The organism is Streptomyces sp. NPDC045967 (assembly GCF_056430495.1).
The window spans coordinates 93,267-111,252 of record NZ_JBWKLE010000021.1 but is presented as its reverse complement, the minus strand read 5'-3'; the positions used below and the strand labels follow the sequence as shown (position 1 = coordinate 111,252).

Below are 17,986 nucleotides of genomic sequence, written 5' to 3'. Positions count from 1 at the left end.
GCCCGCTGGCCTTTTGGGGGTGGGGGGGTTTTTGGGGGAGAAAAACAGACAACAGACCGGGAAGGCCCCCCCCCCCCCCCCCCGGGGGGGGGGGGGGGGGGCCCCCCCCCCCCCCCCCCTCCCCCCCCGCCCGGTTGTCGGGTCAGGAGGGATCGCCGTACTGCAGGCCGCGGCCGTTGGTTCCGACGTACACGCGCCCGAAGGCGTCGGGGTCGCCGGTGATGACGCCGGTGCCGCCGATGCCGCCCCACTGGTGGGCGTCGTCGTTGACGCGGAGCCAGGTGGCGCCCTTGTCGGTGGAGCGGAAGACGCCGGTGACGTCCTTGACGGTGCCGATCAGGTACAGGGCCTGGTAGGAGGCGCCCGGTGCGGCCTTGCCGAAGCCGACGGCGGAGGCCGACTTCACCGGGGCGAGCCGGGTGAAGGTGCGGCCGCCGTCGGTGGAGTGCAGCAGCCCCTGGCCGCCGCCGGCGATCCACAGGTCGCCCGCGGCTCCGGGGACCGCCTCCAGCCGGCCGTCGGCGGGCAGGCCCGTGGCCCGGGCGCTGAAGGTCGCCCCGCCGTCGGTGCTGGCGTACAGGGTGCCGCCGGCCAGGGAGTAGAACGTCCCGGCCGAGGAGCGGTCGGCGACGACGACGGCGTTGGTGCCCAGGCCGTTGACCTTCGACCAGCTCGCTCCCTTGTCGGTCGAGCGGTACGGGGCCTGGCCGGTCTGCGTCCAGACGATGGCCGAGCCGTCGGCGGAGAGCGCCACCCGGCCGCTGTCGGCGCCGGCCACCGGCTCGGACGCGAAGCCCTTCCAGCTGCGGCCGCCGTCGGCGGAGTAGGCACCGTCCTGCGCGCCGCCCCGGCCGACGCGGACCATCATCGAGGGGTTGGACTGGGCGAAGTCGATGGATGTGCTGTTGGCCATCATCGGGTTCGTCAGCCGCCCGGAGGGCACCTCGGTCAGGGAGTCGTGGCGGAATCCGCCCAGGTCGCCCAGGGCCGTGACGACGTGGGCGCCGCCGGGCGGCGCGATCGCGTCCAGCACGGCGGTCTCTTCCAGCCCGCGGGCGCCCACGCTCCAGTGGCTGGTGCCGCCGCTGTCGGAGGCGTTGGCGTCCTTGCTGCGCAGGATGCCGCTGCCGGTGCCGTACAGCACGTGGCCGGAGTCGAAGGGGTCGATGGCCAGGGCGGTCATCCAGTGCCCGGTGCCGGTGCCCACGTACGGAGCGGCGGAGGCGTCCCGCACCGACGTGGCGGCCAGCGCCTTCCACGTCGTGCCGCCATCGGTCGTCCGGTAGATCTCGTCCTCCGGCCACCAGCGGTCGAGGGTGGTGACCATCACCGTGGAGGGCTTGCGCGGGTCGACGGCCAGACCGGAGAACCCGTAGGTGCCCTGGGAAGGGGAGACGTTCTTCCACGTTCCGCCTGCCGGCGTGTGCTTCCAGACCGAGCCCCCCGTCACGCCGTTGGGGCCAAGGGCGTTGGTGTACGTCAGGTACAGCGAGCCGTCGCCGGAGAGCACGCCGTGCTGGGGCATCTGTCCGGTGGGCTGTCCGGGGACGGCCTGCCACGTGCTGCCGCCGTCGGTGGAGCGGTAGAGGGAGGTGGTCTTGTCGGCGACGCCGACGTAGACCGTCTTGCTGCCGGCCGGGCCGTACGTCACGAAGGAGATGCCCGCGCCGCTGCCCGCCCCGTCCTTGACGGGGAACGAGGGGACCTGGCTCCAGGTCGCGCCGTGGTCGGTGCTGCGCCACAGGCCGTTCTTGCGCGTGCCCAGCAGCAGGGTGCCGTTGTCCGCGGGGTTGACCGCCAGCCGTTCGCCCGCTCCGCGGCCGTCCTCGTTGCCGCCCAGCTTGAAGGGCAGGTCGGTGCGCTGGAAGGTGCGGCCGCGGTCCGTGGAGCGGAGGATCGCGCCGTTGCCCGCCCAGTCGTTGGTGTAGGTGCCGGTGGCGAGGTAGAGCCGGCCGGGGTCGACCGGATCGGTGGCCAGCGCGTCGATGCCCAGCAGGTTCCAGTCCTTCTCGCCGATCCAGTCGGTCAGCGGGATCCACTGCTCGGCCCCGGTGTCCCAGCGGTAGGCGCCGCCCATGTCGGTGCGCGCGTACAGCAGGCCCTTCTCGCGGGGGTTGAACACGACTCCGGTGACGTAGCCGCCGCCCACCACCTGGGCGTTGCGCCACGCGTACGGTCCGGACCCGGGCGTCTTGGCCCCGGTCGTCCTGACCAGCTTCCACTGCTGGTTGGTGCCGCCGTGGCCGCGGTACTGGATGACTTCCGCGCCGTCGGCCGTGGAGCTGCCGGAGACGTCCAGGACCTGGCCGCTCCTGCGGGAGGTGAGGACGACGGCGTCGGATCCGCTCACGTCGTCGATCCGCCATTCCTGCGAGGTGGCGGAGCCGTCGGTCTGCTGCTCGGCGGCGGCCGCCTGGGCGGTCGAGTCGCCGGCTATGCCCAGCACCTTGCCGCTGTTGCGGTTCACCAACTCGTGGTAGCCGTCCCCGGTGGGCCGCAGCTGCCACTGCTGGTTGGCGGTGTTCTGGTCGGTCCACTGCTGGATGCGGGTGCCGTCGGCGGTGGAGAAGGCGTTGACGTCCAGCGCCTTGCCGCTGCGCACGGAGACCAGCCGGTAGTAGGCGCCGGCGTCGACCGTCGCGGCCTGCGAGTCGTCCTGCACGTACAGGAGGTACGGCACCAGGACGGCGGGTACACCGAGCAGCAGTCCGGTCCCGGTCCAGCGGCGGCGGTGGCGTCCGCGGCGCCCGCCGTTCGTGGGGTTCTTCATGGGGGGTTGTGCTCCTTGCTTGGCTCTGTGGATCGGGGCAGGTCAGCGCTGGAGGGTGAGGAGACCCGGCCGGTAGGGCAGTCGGTCGTAGGGGCCGCCTGCCGCGGGCGCCTTGCCCTGGTAGAGGAACCGCAGGTTGCAGGGGTCGACGGTCATGGTCTGGTCGGGGTTGTCGCGCACCAGGTCGCCGTGACTGATGTCGTTGGTCCAGGTGGCTCCGCTGTTCGCCTTGCCGGCGAAGGGGTTGCTCTCGGTGGCGGCCTGGGGGGTCCACGGACCGTTCAGGCTGGAGGCCGTGAACGAGCGGAAGTAGCGGGCCTGGTTCGCGCCCCTGGCTTCGACGATCATGAGGTACTGGTTCTGGCCCTGGACCTTGTAGACCTGCGGCGCCTCGAACAGGTTGTCGGGCGAGTCGCTCATGACCGTCGTGTAGGAGGAGCCGAAGTTGCCGGGGAAGTTTCCGATCGGCATGCTCGCCCGGTAGATCTTGCCGTTGTCACCGGCGAAGAACAGGTACATGTTCTTGTCGTCGGCGATCAGTGTCTGGTCGATCGGGCCGGTGGGGGAGTCGGTGCGGGGGATGCTGCCGGTGAACAGCGGCTGCGGCGCGGACCAGCCCTCGGGGTTGGCCGGGTCGCTCGACGTGCGGTAGATGAAGGGCCACGCCCCCCACTGGTACGCCAGCACCCAGATCTTCTTGGGCGCGAAGTAGAACAGCGTGGGAGCCACCGTGGCCTGGCTCATCCCGCTCTGGCGGGCCGACGCCATGTCCGACCAGTTCGCGAAGGGCCCCGACATCATGGAGCCGTACGAGGATCCCGAGAAGTACGAGCCGTAGACCAGGTGCTTGCCGTTGTACGTCACGTGGGTGAAGTCCTTCAGCGAGGCCCACCCGTTCGCCGGCTGCGCCAGCGCACCCGTCGACGTCCACCGGTAGGTCGACGGAAGAGCACACGTGCCCGTCGGCGCGGGAGTTGTCGGGGTCGGCGTCCCGGACGGGCCGGTCCACTTCTGGTTGCCGCCGGACCAGCAGGAGTGCAGCTGGATTTTGGTGCCGTTGGCGGTGCCCGCGCCGACGGCGTCGAGGCACAGCCCGGACTGGACGCCGGAGATCGTGCCGTCGGTCTTGATGTTCCACTGCTGGCCGGCGCCGCCGTTGCAGTCCTCGATGACCACCGCGGTGCCGTTGCCGGTGCCCTTGTCCTTGGCGGCGAGGCACTTCTTGCCGTAGACCGTCAGCTGTTTGCCGGAGGTGTGGGTCCAGCGCTGGTTGGTCCGTCCGTGGCAGTCCCACAGCTGCGCCTGGGTTCCGTTGGCGGTGGTGGAGCCGTTGATGTCGATGCAGCGGCCGGAGGCGACGCCCTTGATCGTGCCGGTGCCGGTGCCGGTGCCGGGGGCGGCCTTGAAGGCGTTCACGACGGCGGTGTAGGCGGCCTTGGGGTTGCCGTTGCTGTCGAACAGCAGGGGGTTCTCACCCTTGCGCCAGGAGTCGCTGTCCCGGATGCCCCAGACGGTGATGCCGGTACACCGGGCCACCGCCAGGCAGGACTTCACCGTGTTGGCGTAGTGGGTCGGCGACGCCTGGGCGATGTCCAGCTCGGTGATCTGGACGTCGACGCCCAGGGCGGCGAAGTTGGCCAGGGTGGTCTGGAAGCTCGCCGGGGGACCGCCGGCGCCGAAGTGGCTCTGGAACCCGACGCAGTCGATCGGCACGCCACGGGACGTGAAGTCCTTGACCATGTTGTAGACGCCCTGGGTCTTGGCGTCCGACCAGTTCTCGATGTTGTAGTCGTTGTAGCAGAGCTTGGCGGAGGAGTCGGCCGCCCGGGCGGTGCGGAACGCTTCCTCGATGAAGCCGTTGCCCAGCACGTTCTGGAACACCGAGCTGCGGTGCTGGGTCGACCCGTCGGCGAACGCCTCGTTCACCACGTCCCAGGAGTGGATCTTGCCTTTGTAGCGGGTCATCAGGGTGGTGATGTGGTTGTTCATCACCCCGCGCAGGGTGTTCGCGTCGCTGATGGAGCTGACCCAGGAGGGGAGCTGCGCGTGCCAGACCGCGGTGTGGCCGCGCAGGCGCTGGCCGTGCGTCGCGGCACGGTTGACGATCTGATCGGACGCGCCGAAGGTGAATGTGCCGCGGGACGGCTCGACGGCGTCCCACTTCATCTCGTTCTCCGGGGTGATCATGTTGAATTCCCGGTCCAGGATGGCGGTGTACTTCGCGTCGCCGAGCCTGCCGGCGGCCACAGCGGTGCCGAAGTACCTGCCCGAGGGCGCCGCCTGCGTGCCCAGGGGCGTTGCGGCTCCGGCAGAGCTCGGCAGGAGCGTCACGGCACCCCCCACCAGCGCCGCGGCGGCCAGTCCGATCGTCAGTGTCCGCCGGCGCCGACCGTGCCGGTGCAGGCCCTTCATGCTGCTCCTCGGAGGTCTCGGGTCGCCTCGCGGGGCGTGACCGTGGGCGCACCGGCCGATGCGGCCTGATCCGCCGCGGGGGCGGGGTGGGTGCGGTGCAGGACGAGGCGCCGCTCCTGCGTACGGGGCGTGCGGCGTTCAGGGGTATGTCGCGTCATGGGGCGCTTCCTTCCGGGGATGTGCCGATGGCTGCGGGGGCCTCTCACACCGCCTCGCATGGTGAGCGGCGGGAAGAACCCCACGAAGTGGAGGCTTCCGAACGCGAGGCGGCGTAACGAAAAAGCCGCGCCATCCCGAAGATCTGCCCGTGATGCATCTCGCAGGCAGGAAGTGTTACGCCCAGCCCCTCGGTTTGGACGTCCACGGGGGAGGGGAGGGCAGCGCTGCTCACGGGTGCTGTTCGTCAGAGCACCGGCCGATAGCCCGCCGTGCTCGGCCTTCAGGCCGACCGGTTCGGCGAGGCGCCCGTCGACGCAGGCTGATCGACCCCGGACCGGTGCGGCACGGCGGCGGCCCACCGCAGGGGTGTGCGCTGCGCAGTGCCGGAGCCGGCTGCGAGCGGCTCGCCGGCTGTCACTGCGCGGCTCGCGGCTCGCGGTTCGCGGCTCGCGAATCCGTGCGCGCTGCTCAGCGACCGGTTTTCAGAACCAGGCCTTGCGGACGACGAAGGAGGCTTGGCCGGCGAAGGCCCGGCTGCCGTCCGAGCCGTCGAGCCAGATGCCGCCGTCGCGGTGGCGGAGGACCGATCCGGGGTAGTTGTGCGAGTGCAGGGTCACCGACCCCGCGACCGCCCCGGGACGCGGACAGAAGGTGGCGTCCTTCCGGAACAGTTCGCTGCCGTCGTCGGTGCTCAGCCGCAACCGCAGGTAGTGGTGGCGCAGGTAACGGCCGTCGGCCGAGCGGAGGGTGACGCACCCCGTGTCGGCCAGGCCCCGGACCACCGTGAACGTGACGCGCTGCCGTGCCTGCGTACTGCTGGACGCGGAGACCGGACCCAGCGCCGCGAAGTCGCCGCCATATGTCAGGTAGAGGTCGGGTCGGTCCACGGACTCCAGAGAGTGTGCACCCAGCGGAACAGTGCCTCCTGTGACGGCGGACGGACTCGCCGACGGCGGTACGGCCGACGGCGGTCCGGCCGACGTGGGGGTGCCCGACGGGGCCGGCCCGGGATGGCCGGCCGTGGGAGCGGCACTGACGCCGGGCGCCCGGGGCTCCGGTTCCGGCCAGGTCGCGTAGGTGGCGGCCCCGGTGATGAGCACCGCGCCGGCGGCCAGGCTCGCCAAGGGATGGGCGGTCACCACGTGGAGTTTGCCGGCCACCGCGCCGTGCGCACTGCCTCCCATCGTCGCCGTGCCGGCGGCAACGGGGACCATGGCCGGCGCGGCGGCGATCGCAGCCGAACCCGACAGCAGGCCCTTGGCGGTCAGCGTGGCGATGAGTCCGGCAGGGACGGCCAGGGGCGCGAGGCTGAGGAGCAGCACCTCGACAGGGACCCGGTTCGTCGTCGTCGCCGTGCAGAGCGGGCAGTCGCGGGTGTGCCGCGCGATCCGCTTCCGCCACACCGAGGTACGTAGACCGTCCCAACCGGCGACGGTCTCGCCCAGCTGCGGGCACCGCGGGTCGGCCGCCAGGGCGGCGACGATCGTCCGGCTCAGGTCCAGCTGCTCGCGCATGCGTTGCAGGCGTACCCCGGCGTGGGCGACAGTCAGGCCCGTCGCGGCGGCGATGTCCTCACGGCTCAGCAGTCCGGCGCGCTCCTGCCACCACAGCGAGAGCAGCACCCGGTGGTCCGGGTCGAGCCACCGACCGGCCTCGGCGATCTGACGGCGCTCGTCCGACACATGGAGACGCAGGATCGTCGCGTCCTCGGGTTCGGGGCCGGCATCCGGTATGTGGAGTGCGTCGTCGAGGACCGCGGTCCGGCCGGCGAAGACGCGCTGCCGCTGCCCATGGGTGTGGATCTGGCGAAGCGTGATCGACACCAGCCAGGAGCGGAAGCTGTCGGGGGCGCGCAACGCAGGCAGATCCCGCACCACGCGCAACAGCGTCTCCTGGACGACGTCGTCGACGTCGGCATGTCCGCTCAGCGCCCGGCGGACGATGTTGTAGACCAACGGCAGGTAGGCGGCGATCAGCTCTTCGCGCGCCCGGGCATCCCCGGCCTGCGCCGCGACGACCAGCCCGGCGTGATCCGCGTCCATGAGCCCCATTCCCACCCTCCTCACCAAGGCGTCAGACCCTAACGTCCGCAAAGGTGTACGACCAAAGCTGAGGCCCCAGGCCAAGGATCGGGACCCTGCCGGCGGCAGGGTCCCGGCACAGCGGCCTCGCCGCCAAGGGGGTTGCTGCAGCTGGAAACAACACCTGTCGGAGTGAACGCGGCTATCGCACAGCGGGCGTTGGGCCGATCGCGTCGAGGCGTCACGGCATAGTCCGCTGCATGAGTTCACTGGAAGCGGCCAAGCCGTGGAATGACGTACGCACCGGTCGCCGTTCCTTCCTCACTGCCCTGGGCGCCATCGGTACCACCATCGCAACCGGCGTCCCCGCCTACGCATCGGACAGCGCGCGGGACGTCGGCAAGGCCGACGGCTACGTGGACGTCCAGTTGCTGAGCATCACGGACCTGCACGGCTATCTGGCCGCAGCTCCGGGCAGCAACGCCACCATCCACGGCAACAGTGGCCAGACCTACACGGTGGGCGGAGTCGCCTACATGGCCGCACACCTGAAGCGGCTCAGAGAGGGACGGGTGAACTCCCTCTTCTTCAGCCCGGGCGACAACTTCTCCGGGTGGGAGTTCGACTCGGCGGTCTTCGCGGACGAGCCGACGATCGAGGCGCTCAACCTGATGAGGCTGGACTTCTCCACTGCGGGCAACCACGAGTTCGACAAATCACCGGCCATGATCACACAGCACATGGAGCAGGGAATCCCCTTCCCGGTCGTAGGCCAAGACACGTCGTTCATCGACTCCACCGGCCGAAGGTTCCGCGGGGCGGATTTCCTCTACTACACCGGCAACGTGCAATGGCGCGCGGACGGCACCGACGTGCTCCCCTCCTACAACATCAGGTACGTCTCCGGCCCCGGGGGAGAGGCCATCCCCATCGGCTTCATTCACCTGACGCCCGTCGGTACGGAGTCCAGCACCACCGCGTACCTGCCCGCCGTGACGACACGTGACGAGCTCCAGACGGTCAACCGCTGTGCCGCACTCCTCAAGCAGCGAGGAGTCAACGCGATCGTGCTCAGCATGCACGACGGAGCCGTCGCCGGCGGCGACTTCAACGCCGGGCACAATCCCTCCGGGCCCGCCTACGAGCTTGCCCTGCACGCATCGCCCGACATCGACGTCATCGTCACCGGCCACTGGCACACCCGGTTCAACATGATGCTGCCCGACCCTGACGGGGTGCCCCGGCCGTTCGTGGAGGCCGGTTGCTACGGCCAGCTCATCAACGAGATCAACCTCAAGCTGGACCCGCTCACCGGCACGGTGGTACGCGAGCTGACCGTGTCCACCAACCACCCCAACACACGGACCGACATCGCGCCGGACCCCGAAATGCAGCAGCTCGTCTCGTACTGGAACGTGCAGGCAACAGCACGTGCCCATTCGAAGATCGGCAGGCAGAGCGGCTCGTTCCTCCGCAAGAGGAACGCCGCGGGGGAGAGCACGATGGGCGATCTCGTCGCCGACTGGGCGCTGTGGGCCGGCAGCCGGCCGACGGACAAGAACTTCAACGGCAACAGCCACCCGAACGTGCCGGGGCAGCTCGCCCTGGTGGCCACCGCTCCCCGCGTCGGGCAGTCGGTCATCGCCGGAGACCTCGTCTACGACCAGGCCACAGACGGCGCGGTCCAATTCGTGCAGGCGTGGCGCGGCGTGGGATACGGCGACCCGATCGTCAGCGTCTGGGTCACGGGGCAGCAGATCCACGACGCCCTGGAGCAGCAGTGGACGACGAAAGAGGGCGGGGGAATCCAGTACGCCCCGCTGGCCGTGTCGAAGAACGTGCGCTACAGCTTCGACTCGGTCGCCGCCGTCGGATACCGAGTCGACCCCTACGACGTGTACATCGACGGCGAGCGCCTTCAGCTGGAGCAGCGCTATCGGCTGGCTACCTTGGCTTACACCCTGCTGGGGGCTGACGGGTATCCCGCTCTGACCGAGTTCGAAGAGCCCTTCACCCACCAGCGGGACTTCGAAAGCTTCGTGTCGTTCGTCAGGCAGGCGGGCACCCTCATCCCCGCACCGACCGACCGTGTGTCGGTGATGTCATCCGGAGAGCTGGAGTCGAAGCTGGGGGAGATCACGGATCCGGCGCAGCCCGTCTTCTCCGACGGAACCCCGCTCCCTCGGCCCGAGGCCGCCATCGTCACCGCCGCAAGGCCGGACGACCGCCCCTACCCGCCGTGCTGACGGACCACCGGCAACGGCGTACCGGCAGCCCGTCAGCATGGCTCACGCGGTGGACGTTGCTGCGTGCGACTCTCTCGCAGTCGCGTCGCAATCCGTGGAGAGCTGGGGTACTCGACGTGCATGCGCTGTGCCTGTCGCCCAGTGCCGATCGAGCGGACCCGCGAACGGGAACGCAAGCCCTCGCCGACTCTCTCCTGAGCTGATCACCGGCACTGGCGGAATGCGCCATGTCCTCCGAACGACGCGAACACTCGCAGGGGGCGGAGACAGGGGCAGAGACAGGGGCAGACTCGACGTGACCTCATCTTCTGGCTGCGAGCTTTCCGCTTACTCCAGGTAGAGAGCTGCCAAGCGGGGCAGTCGGCGCGTCATTTCGTCGTGGTCATCGAAATCGAAGTTCCAAGCGGGGTCCAGCTCCCGGTAGCGGATGGTGAATGAGTCCGCGGGGAGCTGATCACCGGCCGCGGAGATGTGTGCGTTCCAGGCGATGCCCAGCATGTCCTCGCCCTCCAGATCGACGCCGTCGGCTGCGGCGGCTTGAACGACGGGCAGTTCTGCCAGGGCATCGGGATCAGCGACTACGCGCTCGAACACTTCACGGCCCTGGGCGATCAACCAGCCGCGGAAGTAGTCGAAGCCGTCGTCGGAGCACCCGCCGTTGACGCTGTAAGCAGCGGCCCACAGAGGATTGGTGTAGGAGTCGACCATCAGATCCCACAGCACCTGCTCAGCGGCGACGATCTCCTCGACCGGCCGGGAGGCGAGCAGCGAGGTGGCTTCGCGAGCGACCGCTTCGCCGTCGTTCGGATTGGACGCCTGTTCGCGGGCTGCCTCGATGAGCTGCCAGAACTGCTGCTTGTTCATGGAGGCAGAGCCTGCCACCTGGTACTGACATCGGGCTGATCGGGAGAGCCCGCCATCAGAGCAGCCGCGTCGCTCCTGTCAGCTTGTGTTCTCGCCGGGTGCACAGATCGGCTCCAGGTTCGGCTTGGAAGACGAGCTGGCGGATCGCGGAGGTCCTGGGACGGGTGCGCCCTGGCGTTCGCAGATCCCGAAGCCGTTCCCTTCGGCGCTGCCGGAGTCGTTGGTGGGTCAATCCCCGCCTGCGCGGGGAGCAGGTCCAGCACGATCGCGGCGACAAGGGGGACGCGGGTCAATCCCCGCGTGCGCGGGGAGCAGGCTTGCTGACCTGGGACTCTACTCAAGCAGACCGTTGTTTTCCGCGTACTTTCGCCGAGTCCGACATACAGCACGAAATCTCAGTGACACGGCGAGCAAGGCCGGCGGACAGCCCCGTGCAAGGACGCTTTCGAACGCGCTGCCTGCCGAATTCGGCCAGCCCGTTGCATTGCCGCCAATCCCCTGCAAACCGGCCCCATCGTCGCTGACCTCCCACTACACAAGAACCGGGGGCTGTCGTCCGCTGCCCCTTGTTCTGGCGGGGGGACGGGCACTTGCTGACGATCAATGTCGCGGTACTGCTGGTGGTCATCGTTGTGCTGCGGCTGCGCCGGCGCACCGAGGCCCGCAGCCGGTTCGACGAGAAGATGACCGTGGTCATCGTCCTGGCGCTGGGCATCATGCTTGCCCCCACCGACGTAGGCCAGGGCATCGCCGGCTTCCTCGGCCAGCTTGTCAGCGGCGTATCGCAGGCGGGCCAATGACCTCTGCCGATTCCCTTCGCCCATCGCTCGGCTGCGATACGGCGGGTTCCTCATCCGTGTGGAGGAGCAGGTGAGCGGGCGGCGCCGTCCGGTCCGGCGCTCCGTACGGCGACCCCGGCGGCGCAAGAACCAGAACGTGGAGCAGATGCTCCTGTTCGCTTTCGCGGCCGCGGTCGTATTCAGTCTGGTTGCCACCGCACTGCGGTGGCTGGCCGAGCATCCCTGGGTCGTCGTCCTCCTCGTCCTGGCGGCGGCAGGGGCGGGCGGGGCCTGGATCTGGCGGCGCGGGGAAGCAGCGCGCTGGGAGCAGGTGCGCGCGCAGGGTCTTCGCTACGCGATGGAGCAGCTGGACCGCCTGCACCACACGCAGTTCGAGTTCGCGGTGCGCGACCTCATGCACCGGGACGGCTGCGCGGACGCGCAGCGGGTCGGCGGCCGCGGCGACAACGGTGCGGACGTGAAGGCGACCGATCCGTACGGGCGGCGCTGGGTGATCCAGTGCAAGCACCGCACGGCCGGCTGGTCCGGGAAGCCGGTCGGCACCCCCGATCTCCACGTCCTCAACGGCACCGGCCGGCAGGTCCACGGCGGCGACGTCCTGGTCATGCTGACCAACGGCAGGATCACCAGCAACGCCGTCGACTTCGCCAAGGACCAGCGCCTGCACCTGGTGGACCGCCACGTGCTCGCCGAATGGGCCGCTGGTTCGCGACCCCTGTGGGAGTTGCTGCGCGCGGTACCTCCGCCCCGCCGCCAGTCCCCCCTCTCCTAGCGATAGCGGCACCCGTGCTCGGCCCGTGCGCGATCTGCGTGCCCGGCGTTGTCAGTGAGCGGGTCTACTTTGAAAATTGCGGCCGAGCGGGCCGTCGTCGCGCACCTCCCCGACTCGTCAAGGGATGGACCACCCATGGCTCACGTCAAAGGGCACTACCGCAAGGACGGCACCTACGTCCGGCCGCACACACGGCGGACCCGGCCCAAGTCGGCTCATGCGATCCCATCGCAGCGTACTGGCCCGCGCCCTTCGCTCCCGCAGGACGTGGTCCTGACCACGGGCGTGCGCGGGCACTACCGGGCGGACGGTACCTACGTACGGCCTCACCGCCGGCGGATCGGGACGCCGGCGGCCGCGGCTGCCGCAGGCGGCGGGGGGCTGCTCATCCTCATCCTGATCCTGGCGGCACTCGGCGGCGGAGGCGGCGGCACGCCGCAGACCTCGAACCCGTCGGCCCCCGCCACCACCGTGAGCTCGCCGTCCGGGTTATCCCGGTAAGCCGGCTCCCAGCAGGGCCCGGCTGATGGCCGGGCCCTCCTTGTCCTACGGCCGCGGACCAGCCGCTCCGCGCAGGGCCCGCGCTCCCACTGTCGTGGACGCGCGCTCGCCAGTCCCGGAACCTTTCGCGTCTGGGGCAGTCCGCGAACCGGAGTGCGAGGCGCAGGCACGTGCCCCTTGTGGGCCCGTGGGCCGGTGACTCCTTCTGCGAGGTCGGCACCCTTGCGGCCGTCGACCGCGTACATGAGACATGGAAGACCTCTTGCAATCGCCCGATTCCGCACGGGCCCGGATGATCTCGGCACGGACCGGGCTGGGTCGGCAGCCCCACGGCGTGCCGGTGTAGCCGTCGGGGCGGAGTGCCGCGTCTGCGGTACCGGAGACGGACGGGACACGGGATAATCGGGTCCATGGTCACGCTCTCCTCCAGCAGCGCGGCGCCGTCGGCCGCCGAGGTACTGCACGCACGGTACGCGGGCCGGTTGCCCGCCTCGCTGGAGAAACTCGCAGGTCCGCGGCACGGCGTCGTCGAGCTGCCCCTGCACGTGGCCTGGTCCGGACTGCGCGCCTACGACCTGGACCGCCCCCGCCTGCGCATGGGCCTGTACCGCACCGTCCTGGCCGAAGGACAGCACGAAGACCTTGTCACCCTGCTGAACCGCGACCTTCTCCTGGCCCAGTGGCCCGTCCTGCGCACCTTGATCAGCAGGCATCTGCGGCAGGTGTGGGAGGAAGCCTTCCCCGAGCTGGCGACCACCGAATCCGCCGCAGCGTGAACCTGAGCGACCTGCATCGCCGGCTCCTGGCCGCCGTCATCGACATCGGCGCCCCCTACCCCCTCGTGATCACCGGGGGGTACGCCGTCCAGGCCCACGGCCTCGTCGAGCGGCTCAGCCAGGACCTGGACGTGGCCACCGAGAACCCGGCCCCCATGGCCGAGATCGTCGCGGACCTCGAGCGGGGCTTGACCGCACGGGGCTGGCAGGTGCGCGTGATCGACGTGGACGCCCTGACCGCCCGCCTGATGGCAGCCGACCCCGACACCGGCGAGGAGTGCGAGGTGGACGTCCTCAAGGAACACTTCTGGACCCCGCCGGCACAGACCGAGTACGGGCCGGTCCTCGCCTTCGACTCCGTCATCGGCACCAAGGTCCGCGCCCTGGCCGACCGCGGCGCCGTCCGCGACCTCATCGACGTGCACGCGGCCTCCCGACACCGCACCACCAACGAGCTGGAGCGCCTCGGCAGGCGGCACGGGCGCGACGAGTTCCGCCTCCACGATCTGCGCGACCGCCTCGCCGGCGCGGACTGGGCCGACGACGAGGAGTTCGCCGCCTACGGCCTCACCGAAGACGAGACGGCCGAGCTCCGCGCCTGGGCCCAGCGCTGGGTGAACGATCTGGAGCAGCGCCTGCACGATGACGACGGCCAGGACGGCGACAGCTGACCCCATGTGCAGGCCAGTGAGCTGCGGGGATCCTGCCACACGTAGGTATTGAGCACGGGCCGGCGGCACTCCTGAGGCTGATCGGTCACGCTCGCACCGAAGAGCCAGCGGTGCCTCCGTAGCGGGCGCGCGCGGCGCGGTCTCTCGGGTTCCTCCCCGCATGCGGGGGAGCCGGCCGCGGGGACCTGGACGGACGACGGTACGCGGGGTTCAACCCCGCGTGCGAGGGGCAGGTCGAGCCGGCGCCGAGGCCGACGGAGCAGCTGGCTATCGCAGAAAGCCCCCAGGGATCGCTTCTCCCGTCGTGAGGCGAGCCGACCCGGTCGGGAACCCCTGGACAGCGGGTGTCAGGGGGTGCATCTACGCTCCCGTTCATGCACATGGATGATCTTGCCTGGCAGGCGAGCAACTTCGGCGGCCTCGCCCCGAGAAGCGTGGACTTCCTGTTGGAGCACGGTCACCTGGAACTGGTGATCCAGGCGGCGGCGGAACGCGGCGAGTGGTTCTGCGCGAAAGGTGCGGTGGAGGAGCTGTGCCGGGCAGGGGAGTTCGGGCGGGCGCTGCAGGTGATGGAGCCGTTCGTCGCGACCGGGTGGCCGACCGCCTTGTGGGCGAAGGCCGACATCCTGCTCCGGGCGGGACGGCCGCAGGAAGCACTGGATCTGGCACGCCCGGACGCAGCCGGTGGGATCTCGAAAGCCGAGTGCCATGACTTCGCCAGGTTGCTCGCCAAGGCAGGGTGCATCGACGAGGCCGTCGATCTGCTCGTCCCGCACATCGACGGATGGTGGACCCTGTCCGTCCTCGTGGAAATCACCGAGGGCCAGAACCGTGACGAGCAGATACTGGAGCTCATCGCCCCGCACGCCGACAGTGCGCGCCACGCCCAGGGCGAAAGCCGGTGGAACCACCCCTTCTCCAACGCGCAGGAACTCCAGGCCCAGGTACTGGAGCGTGCTGGGCGTACTGACGAAGCGATCCGGATCCTCGGTCAGGACATCGCCGGCCACCACTACCTCGCACAGAACACTCTCACCGCTTACGCCGGGCTTCTGGCGCGTCATGGTCGGCTCGACGAACTGCGCGAGTTGGCCACCGGGCGGAACACGCGCACCGTCCTGGACATCTACGCTGGTGCCCTTCGCGAGCACGGTCGGGCCGAGGAAGCCGAGACCGTGATGCGCGAAGCCATCGCCGCCGACGACTGGGTCGGGTACCGGGCCTGGCTCTCCTCGGCCTTGCTGCGGGACGGCCGACTGGACGACGCGATCGCCGTGGCCGAACCCGGCTTCGGCTGGTACGACTGCTCCAACCTCCTGGTACCCCTCGTCTACCCGCTCCTCGAGCACCCCGAGGAACTGCTCCACCTGGTGGAGCACCCCAGTGTCGTGCCCCACCACGACCACGAGGAGTTCCAGCACTGGTGGCGAGCGTTGGCCCTCGCCGGCCTTGGTCGAGTCGACGAGGCGATCGCCCTGGCCGAGGCCGACCCGCGCCCCTGGACCGACTGCCGCATCGTCAAGGCCGACCTCTTCAGCGCGGCCGGCCAATTCGACTCCGCTGCTGCCGAACTGCGAGCCCTCGGCACGATCAAGGCACGTGAGGAACTGTGCAAGGTCTTGGTCCGGCAAGGGCAGGCGGCCGAGGCGATCGCCATCCACCCCACGGCGGCCGAGCAGCGAGCTGCCAAACCGAAGCCCGGGCCCGTCCCACTGGGCGAGAACGGGTACTCCTTGGAGTCGCCCTTCTAGAGGTGTCGCTGGATGTCACCCTCCGTGGTGACGCGCTGGATGTGACCTACCCACGAATCCGGCGTCAGGGAGGACCACACAACGTCGATCTCGACGCCGTGGAGTGTGCGGGTGTGGTCCGCGAGTTGCGTGAAGATCGCCGCCTGTACGTCCTCGAGAGCCGCGTCGGCGGGCAGCGGGACCTTGCCGCATCCGCCACCCGAATCATCGGCAATGAACGTGTAGGGCCACGTCTCTTGCCCGGACAGCAGGATGATCTCCCTCGGTATGCCGAACGGAGGTCGCTTCTTCTTCGTCTTGGGTCGTCTCTCCACGGTGCCATCCAACCCGACGGACCGCAGGGTCAGGCACCCTGCACAGACACCGCAGCCCCTTCGTGAGGTGAGGACCGTCCCACTGACACAACTCTGAGCGCCACTGACATTTGCTCTGCGCACGACACTTACATGTCCATTGCGCTGTAGAGGGTGCAGTTCTACTACTCGCTTCCCACGGCACGGACATGGACGAGGCGATGTCCCGCACGCGTGTGACAGGTCCCGGCTCGGCCGGCAGCTGGCCGGCCACGACCGCGACCACGCGGAGGGCCGCGTCCCGCACAAGCGCGACGAGCTGCTGACGCTGCTCGCCACCCTCGCCGACCACGACCAGACCGACCGCGAGTCACCGCACTGGCCCGGCAGCCCGGTCGCCATGATCTGCACGGAGATCTCCCGGCTACTCCCGGAGGCTGCCCTGCCTGACCGACCCCGAGCGCGAGGTGCGTCGGGCTGCGGACGGCATGGGCGAGGAAGGGGTCCCCAGCTCATCGGCGTACCTTCGTGCGGTGCGCATGTTTCATGCCGGTTCCCGGTACACCGCATCGGGTGCCGTGGTCAGCGCAGCGGCTGGGTAGGTTCTGGGTTCGGGCCGCTGTACGTGGTGATCGCCGGATGGCTGGTGTCCCTTTGGGGCAGACGGGACAGCAGATCCGCAGGAGGCTCAGCTCCGGCTGCGACCGCATCGACGTAGCGCAGCGCGTCTGCCGGACTCAGCCCGCCACCGGCTCGCCGCACAGCCCGGTATGCCTCCGCTTTGCGCCCGAGAGCGCAGAGCCGGTGCACTTCGACATCGAGCTCCCGGGGCGGGATCTCGCCCCGAACCTTCTCCCGGTACTGGTCAGGCCATTCCAGTCCGTCGACGCAGAAGTGCCTGCGCACCATGTGCAGGCTCCCGTCCAGCGCGTCGACGAGGAAAGGGCCGTTGCCGATGAACATGTCGCGGTCGTCGCGGGAGCGCGCGTACGCCGTCGACTGGCAGGTGACCAACCAGCCCAGTTCGTGCGGCTGAACATCGATGACGACCATGGCCGTCTCGGGCGAGGCCCCCGCTTCCGCGCGCAGTTGGCGCTCCACGACCTCGATGGCCCACTCACGGGAAATCATCCGGCCACCGTACGAGCCGGACTCGGCTGCCGCTCGCCTATTTCCGGGCTCGGTAGGTCTCGGCACGACCCGGGCCTCTCGGGCATCTGCTCCGTAGCGAGGCCCAGCGTGTCACTCCTGCTCCGCGTCGAAGGGCTCGTCGTGCCAGCGCCAGCCGGCGGTGCCGTCGTCGTGGATGTGCAGCATGAACTCAGCTACCGGGGTGCCGTCGGGGAACGTCATCGTGAGCGCACCGCGGATCTGGGTGTAGCAGGCCTCGGCCCGCTCCCAGTCCTCTTCGTCGCCTGCCCGCTCTTGCTCGGCGAAGAGGGAACGGAACCGTTCGAAACCGGGAAGTGCCTCGACTGCGGCGTAGGTCCAGGGCATATCGGCTCCAGTCACGGTCAGCCGGGCGATCTCGCGATTCCCGTGGTAGAGCCGCCAAACACTGTTGGTGGTCAGCTTCAGGTTCGTCATTGCCCCATGATGGCGATCACTGTCACCTACTGGTGCGGCACTCTGGCCGCCTCTGGAGGGCTGGGCGTTCTCCATCAGGAGCAGGGTCAGCTCTTCGTCGTGCTGCGCCGACATGATCGCGGCGATCGCCTCGACGCGCTGCTGCCCGATCCCGCGTGACGACGCTGCGGGCCCGCGGTTCACGGCTGCCCCGGTCGTTCAGGACGTCGGCCGTGGTCGGGGTGGGTGCGGCCGGGGGAGGGGCTGGGGGCCGGATGGCAAGAGTGGTCCCCTGGGGAATCGGGCAAGTGGTATGGACCGTTCGTTCCCCGTGCGATGAAGTCGTCGTACAGCCGTGGATCGCCGGAGTTCGGCTCGAGTCGC

14 protein-coding genes are annotated in these 17,986 nt (G+C 69.7%); 7 read left to right on the top strand and 7 right to left on the bottom strand.

What is annotated here, in order from left to right; genetic code table 11:
- Positions 1–142 precede the first annotated feature (142 nt).
- The 3 genes from AC07FY_RS29030 to AC07FY_RS29020 form a co-directional block, all read right to left on the bottom strand.
- The gene (locus tag AC07FY_RS29030; RefSeq protein WP_479012038.1) at positions 143–2,770 is read right to left on the bottom strand and encodes an RICIN domain-containing protein; all 2,628 of its coding nucleotides are present in this window, start codon (positions 2,768–2,770) and stop codon (positions 143–145) included.
- Positions 2,771–2,812: 42 nt separating this feature from the next.
- Positions 2,813–5,182 (bottom strand): non-reducing end alpha-L-arabinofuranosidase family hydrolase, encoded by a 2,370-nt coding sequence (locus tag AC07FY_RS29025; RefSeq protein WP_479012036.1) that lies wholly within the window; start codon positions 5,180–5,182, stop codon positions 2,813–2,815.
- A 641-nt stretch (positions 5,183–5,823) separates the two neighbouring features.
- A complete protein-coding gene (locus AC07FY_RS29020; RefSeq protein ID WP_479012034.1) occupies positions 5,824–7,392 on the bottom strand; it encodes a sigma-70 family RNA polymerase sigma factor in 1,569 nt (522 codons plus the stop codon).
- Positions 7,393–7,622: 230 nt separating this feature from the next.
- Here AC07FY_RS29020 and AC07FY_RS29015 point away from each other — a divergent pair, with 230 nt between their 5' ends.
- A complete protein-coding gene (locus AC07FY_RS29015) occupies positions 7,623–9,608 on the top strand; it encodes a bifunctional metallophosphatase/5'-nucleotidase (RefSeq protein ID WP_479012031.1) in 1,986 nt (661 codons plus the stop codon).
- Positions 9,609–9,935: 327 nt separating this feature from the next.
- Here the strand turns inward: AC07FY_RS29015 and AC07FY_RS29010 are convergent, their stop codons facing one another.
- On the bottom strand, positions 9,936–10,472 hold the full coding sequence (locus AC07FY_RS29010; RefSeq protein WP_479012028.1) for a DUF4240 domain-containing protein: 537 nt from the start codon (positions 10,470–10,472) through the stop codon (positions 9,936–9,938).
- Positions 10,473–11,062: 590 nt separating this feature from the next.
- On the opposite strand from AC07FY_RS29010, the gene AC07FY_RS29005 reads away from it, so the two are divergent.
- The 5 genes from AC07FY_RS29005 (at position 11,063) to AC07FY_RS28985 (ending at position 15,743) form a co-directional block, all read left to right on the top strand.
- Positions 11,063–11,272: a hypothetical protein gene (locus tag AC07FY_RS29005; RefSeq protein WP_356799253.1), complete on the top strand. Its 210-nt coding sequence runs from the start codon at positions 11,063–11,065 to the stop codon at positions 11,270–11,272.
- A gap of 145 nt (positions 11,273–11,417) precedes the next feature.
- A complete protein-coding gene (locus tag AC07FY_RS29000; RefSeq protein ID WP_479012058.1) occupies positions 11,418–12,044 on the top strand; it encodes a restriction endonuclease in 627 nt (208 codons plus the stop codon).
- Between the two features lie 911 nt (positions 12,045–12,955).
- Positions 12,956–13,321 (top strand): hypothetical protein, encoded by a 366-nt coding sequence (locus tag AC07FY_RS28995; protein WP_199885690.1) that lies wholly within the window; start codon positions 12,956–12,958, stop codon positions 13,319–13,321.
- Positions 13,318–13,992 (top strand): nucleotidyl transferase AbiEii/AbiGii toxin family protein, encoded by a 675-nt coding sequence (locus AC07FY_RS28990; protein ID WP_479012024.1) that lies wholly within the window; start codon positions 13,318–13,320, stop codon positions 13,990–13,992. The genes AC07FY_RS28995 and AC07FY_RS28990 overlap by 4 nt, the downstream gene beginning before the upstream one ends.
- A gap of 380 nt (positions 13,993–14,372) precedes the next feature.
- Positions 14,373–15,743 (top strand): tetratricopeptide repeat protein, encoded by a 1,371-nt coding sequence (locus AC07FY_RS28985; RefSeq protein WP_479012021.1) that lies wholly within the window; start codon positions 14,373–14,375, stop codon positions 15,741–15,743.
- On the opposite strand, the gene AC07FY_RS28980 is transcribed toward AC07FY_RS28985, so the two are convergent.
- The 3 genes from AC07FY_RS28980 to AC07FY_RS28970 all read right to left on the bottom strand — a co-directional run bounded on the left by AC07FY_RS28980 (position 15,740) and on the right by AC07FY_RS28970 (position 17,623).
- Positions 15,740–16,057, bottom strand: a complete 318-nt coding sequence (locus AC07FY_RS28980) for a hypothetical protein (protein WP_479012018.1) — start codon at positions 16,055–16,057, stop codon at positions 15,740–15,742. The two genes, AC07FY_RS28985 and AC07FY_RS28980, sit on opposite strands and share 4 nt — an antisense overlap.
- A gap of 561 nt (positions 16,058–16,618) precedes the next feature.
- Entirely contained in the window at positions 16,619–17,167 is a 549-nt protein-coding gene (locus AC07FY_RS28975; RefSeq protein ID WP_479012015.1) for a YrhB domain-containing protein, read from the bottom strand.
- A gap of 111 nt (positions 17,168–17,278) precedes the next feature.
- A complete protein-coding gene (locus AC07FY_RS28970) occupies positions 17,279–17,623 on the bottom strand; it encodes a hypothetical protein (RefSeq protein WP_479012013.1) in 345 nt (114 codons plus the stop codon).
- Between the two features lie 6 nt (positions 17,624–17,629).
- Here AC07FY_RS28970 and AC07FY_RS28965 point away from each other — a divergent pair, with 6 nt between their 5' ends.
- Positions 17,630–17,782, top strand: coding sequence for a hypothetical protein (locus tag AC07FY_RS28965; RefSeq protein ID WP_479012010.1), 153 nt, complete (start codon positions 17,630–17,632; stop codon positions 17,780–17,782).
- The last annotated feature ends 204 nt before the right edge of the window (positions 17,783–17,986 follow it).

Excerpts from the sequence above, each read along its gene's own strand:
- AC07FY_RS28965 (WP_479012010.1), top strand. The coding sequence starts at position 17,630 with ATGATGGCGATCACTGTCACCTACTGGTGCGGCACTCTGGCCGCCTCT.
- AC07FY_RS29000 (WP_479012058.1), top strand. The coding sequence starts at position 11,418 with ATGCTCCTGTTCGCTTTCGCGGCCGCGGTCGTATTCAGTCTGGTTGCC.
- AC07FY_RS29030 (WP_479012038.1), bottom strand. The coding sequence starts at position 2,770 with ATGAAGAACCCCACGAACGGCGGGCGCCGCGGACGCCACCGCCGCCGC.
- AC07FY_RS28995 (WP_199885690.1), top strand. The coding sequence starts at position 12,956 with ATGGTCACGCTCTCCTCCAGCAGCGCGGCGCCGTCGGCCGCCGAGGTA.
- AC07FY_RS28985 (WP_479012021.1), top strand. The coding sequence starts at position 14,373 with ATGGATGATCTTGCCTGGCAGGCGAGCAACTTCGGCGGCCTCGCCCCG.
- AC07FY_RS28975 (WP_479012015.1), bottom strand. The coding sequence starts at position 17,167 with ATGATTTCCCGTGAGTGGGCCATCGAGGTCGTGGAGCGCCAACTGCGC.
- AC07FY_RS29020 (WP_479012034.1), bottom strand. The coding sequence starts at position 7,392 with ATGGGGCTCATGGACGCGGATCACGCCGGGCTGGTCGTCGCGGCGCAG.
- AC07FY_RS29025 (WP_479012036.1), bottom strand. The coding sequence starts at position 5,182 with ATGAAGGGCCTGCACCGGCACGGTCGGCGCCGGCGGACACTGACGATC.
- AC07FY_RS28970 (WP_479012013.1), bottom strand. The coding sequence starts at position 17,623 with ATGACGAACCTGAAGCTGACCACCAACAGTGTTTGGCGGCTCTACCAC.
- AC07FY_RS29010 (WP_479012028.1), bottom strand. The coding sequence starts at position 10,472 with ATGAACAAGCAGCAGTTCTGGCAGCTCATCGAGGCAGCCCGCGAACAG.
- AC07FY_RS29015 (WP_479012031.1), top strand. The coding sequence starts at position 7,623 with ATGAGTTCACTGGAAGCGGCCAAGCCGTGGAATGACGTACGCACCGGT.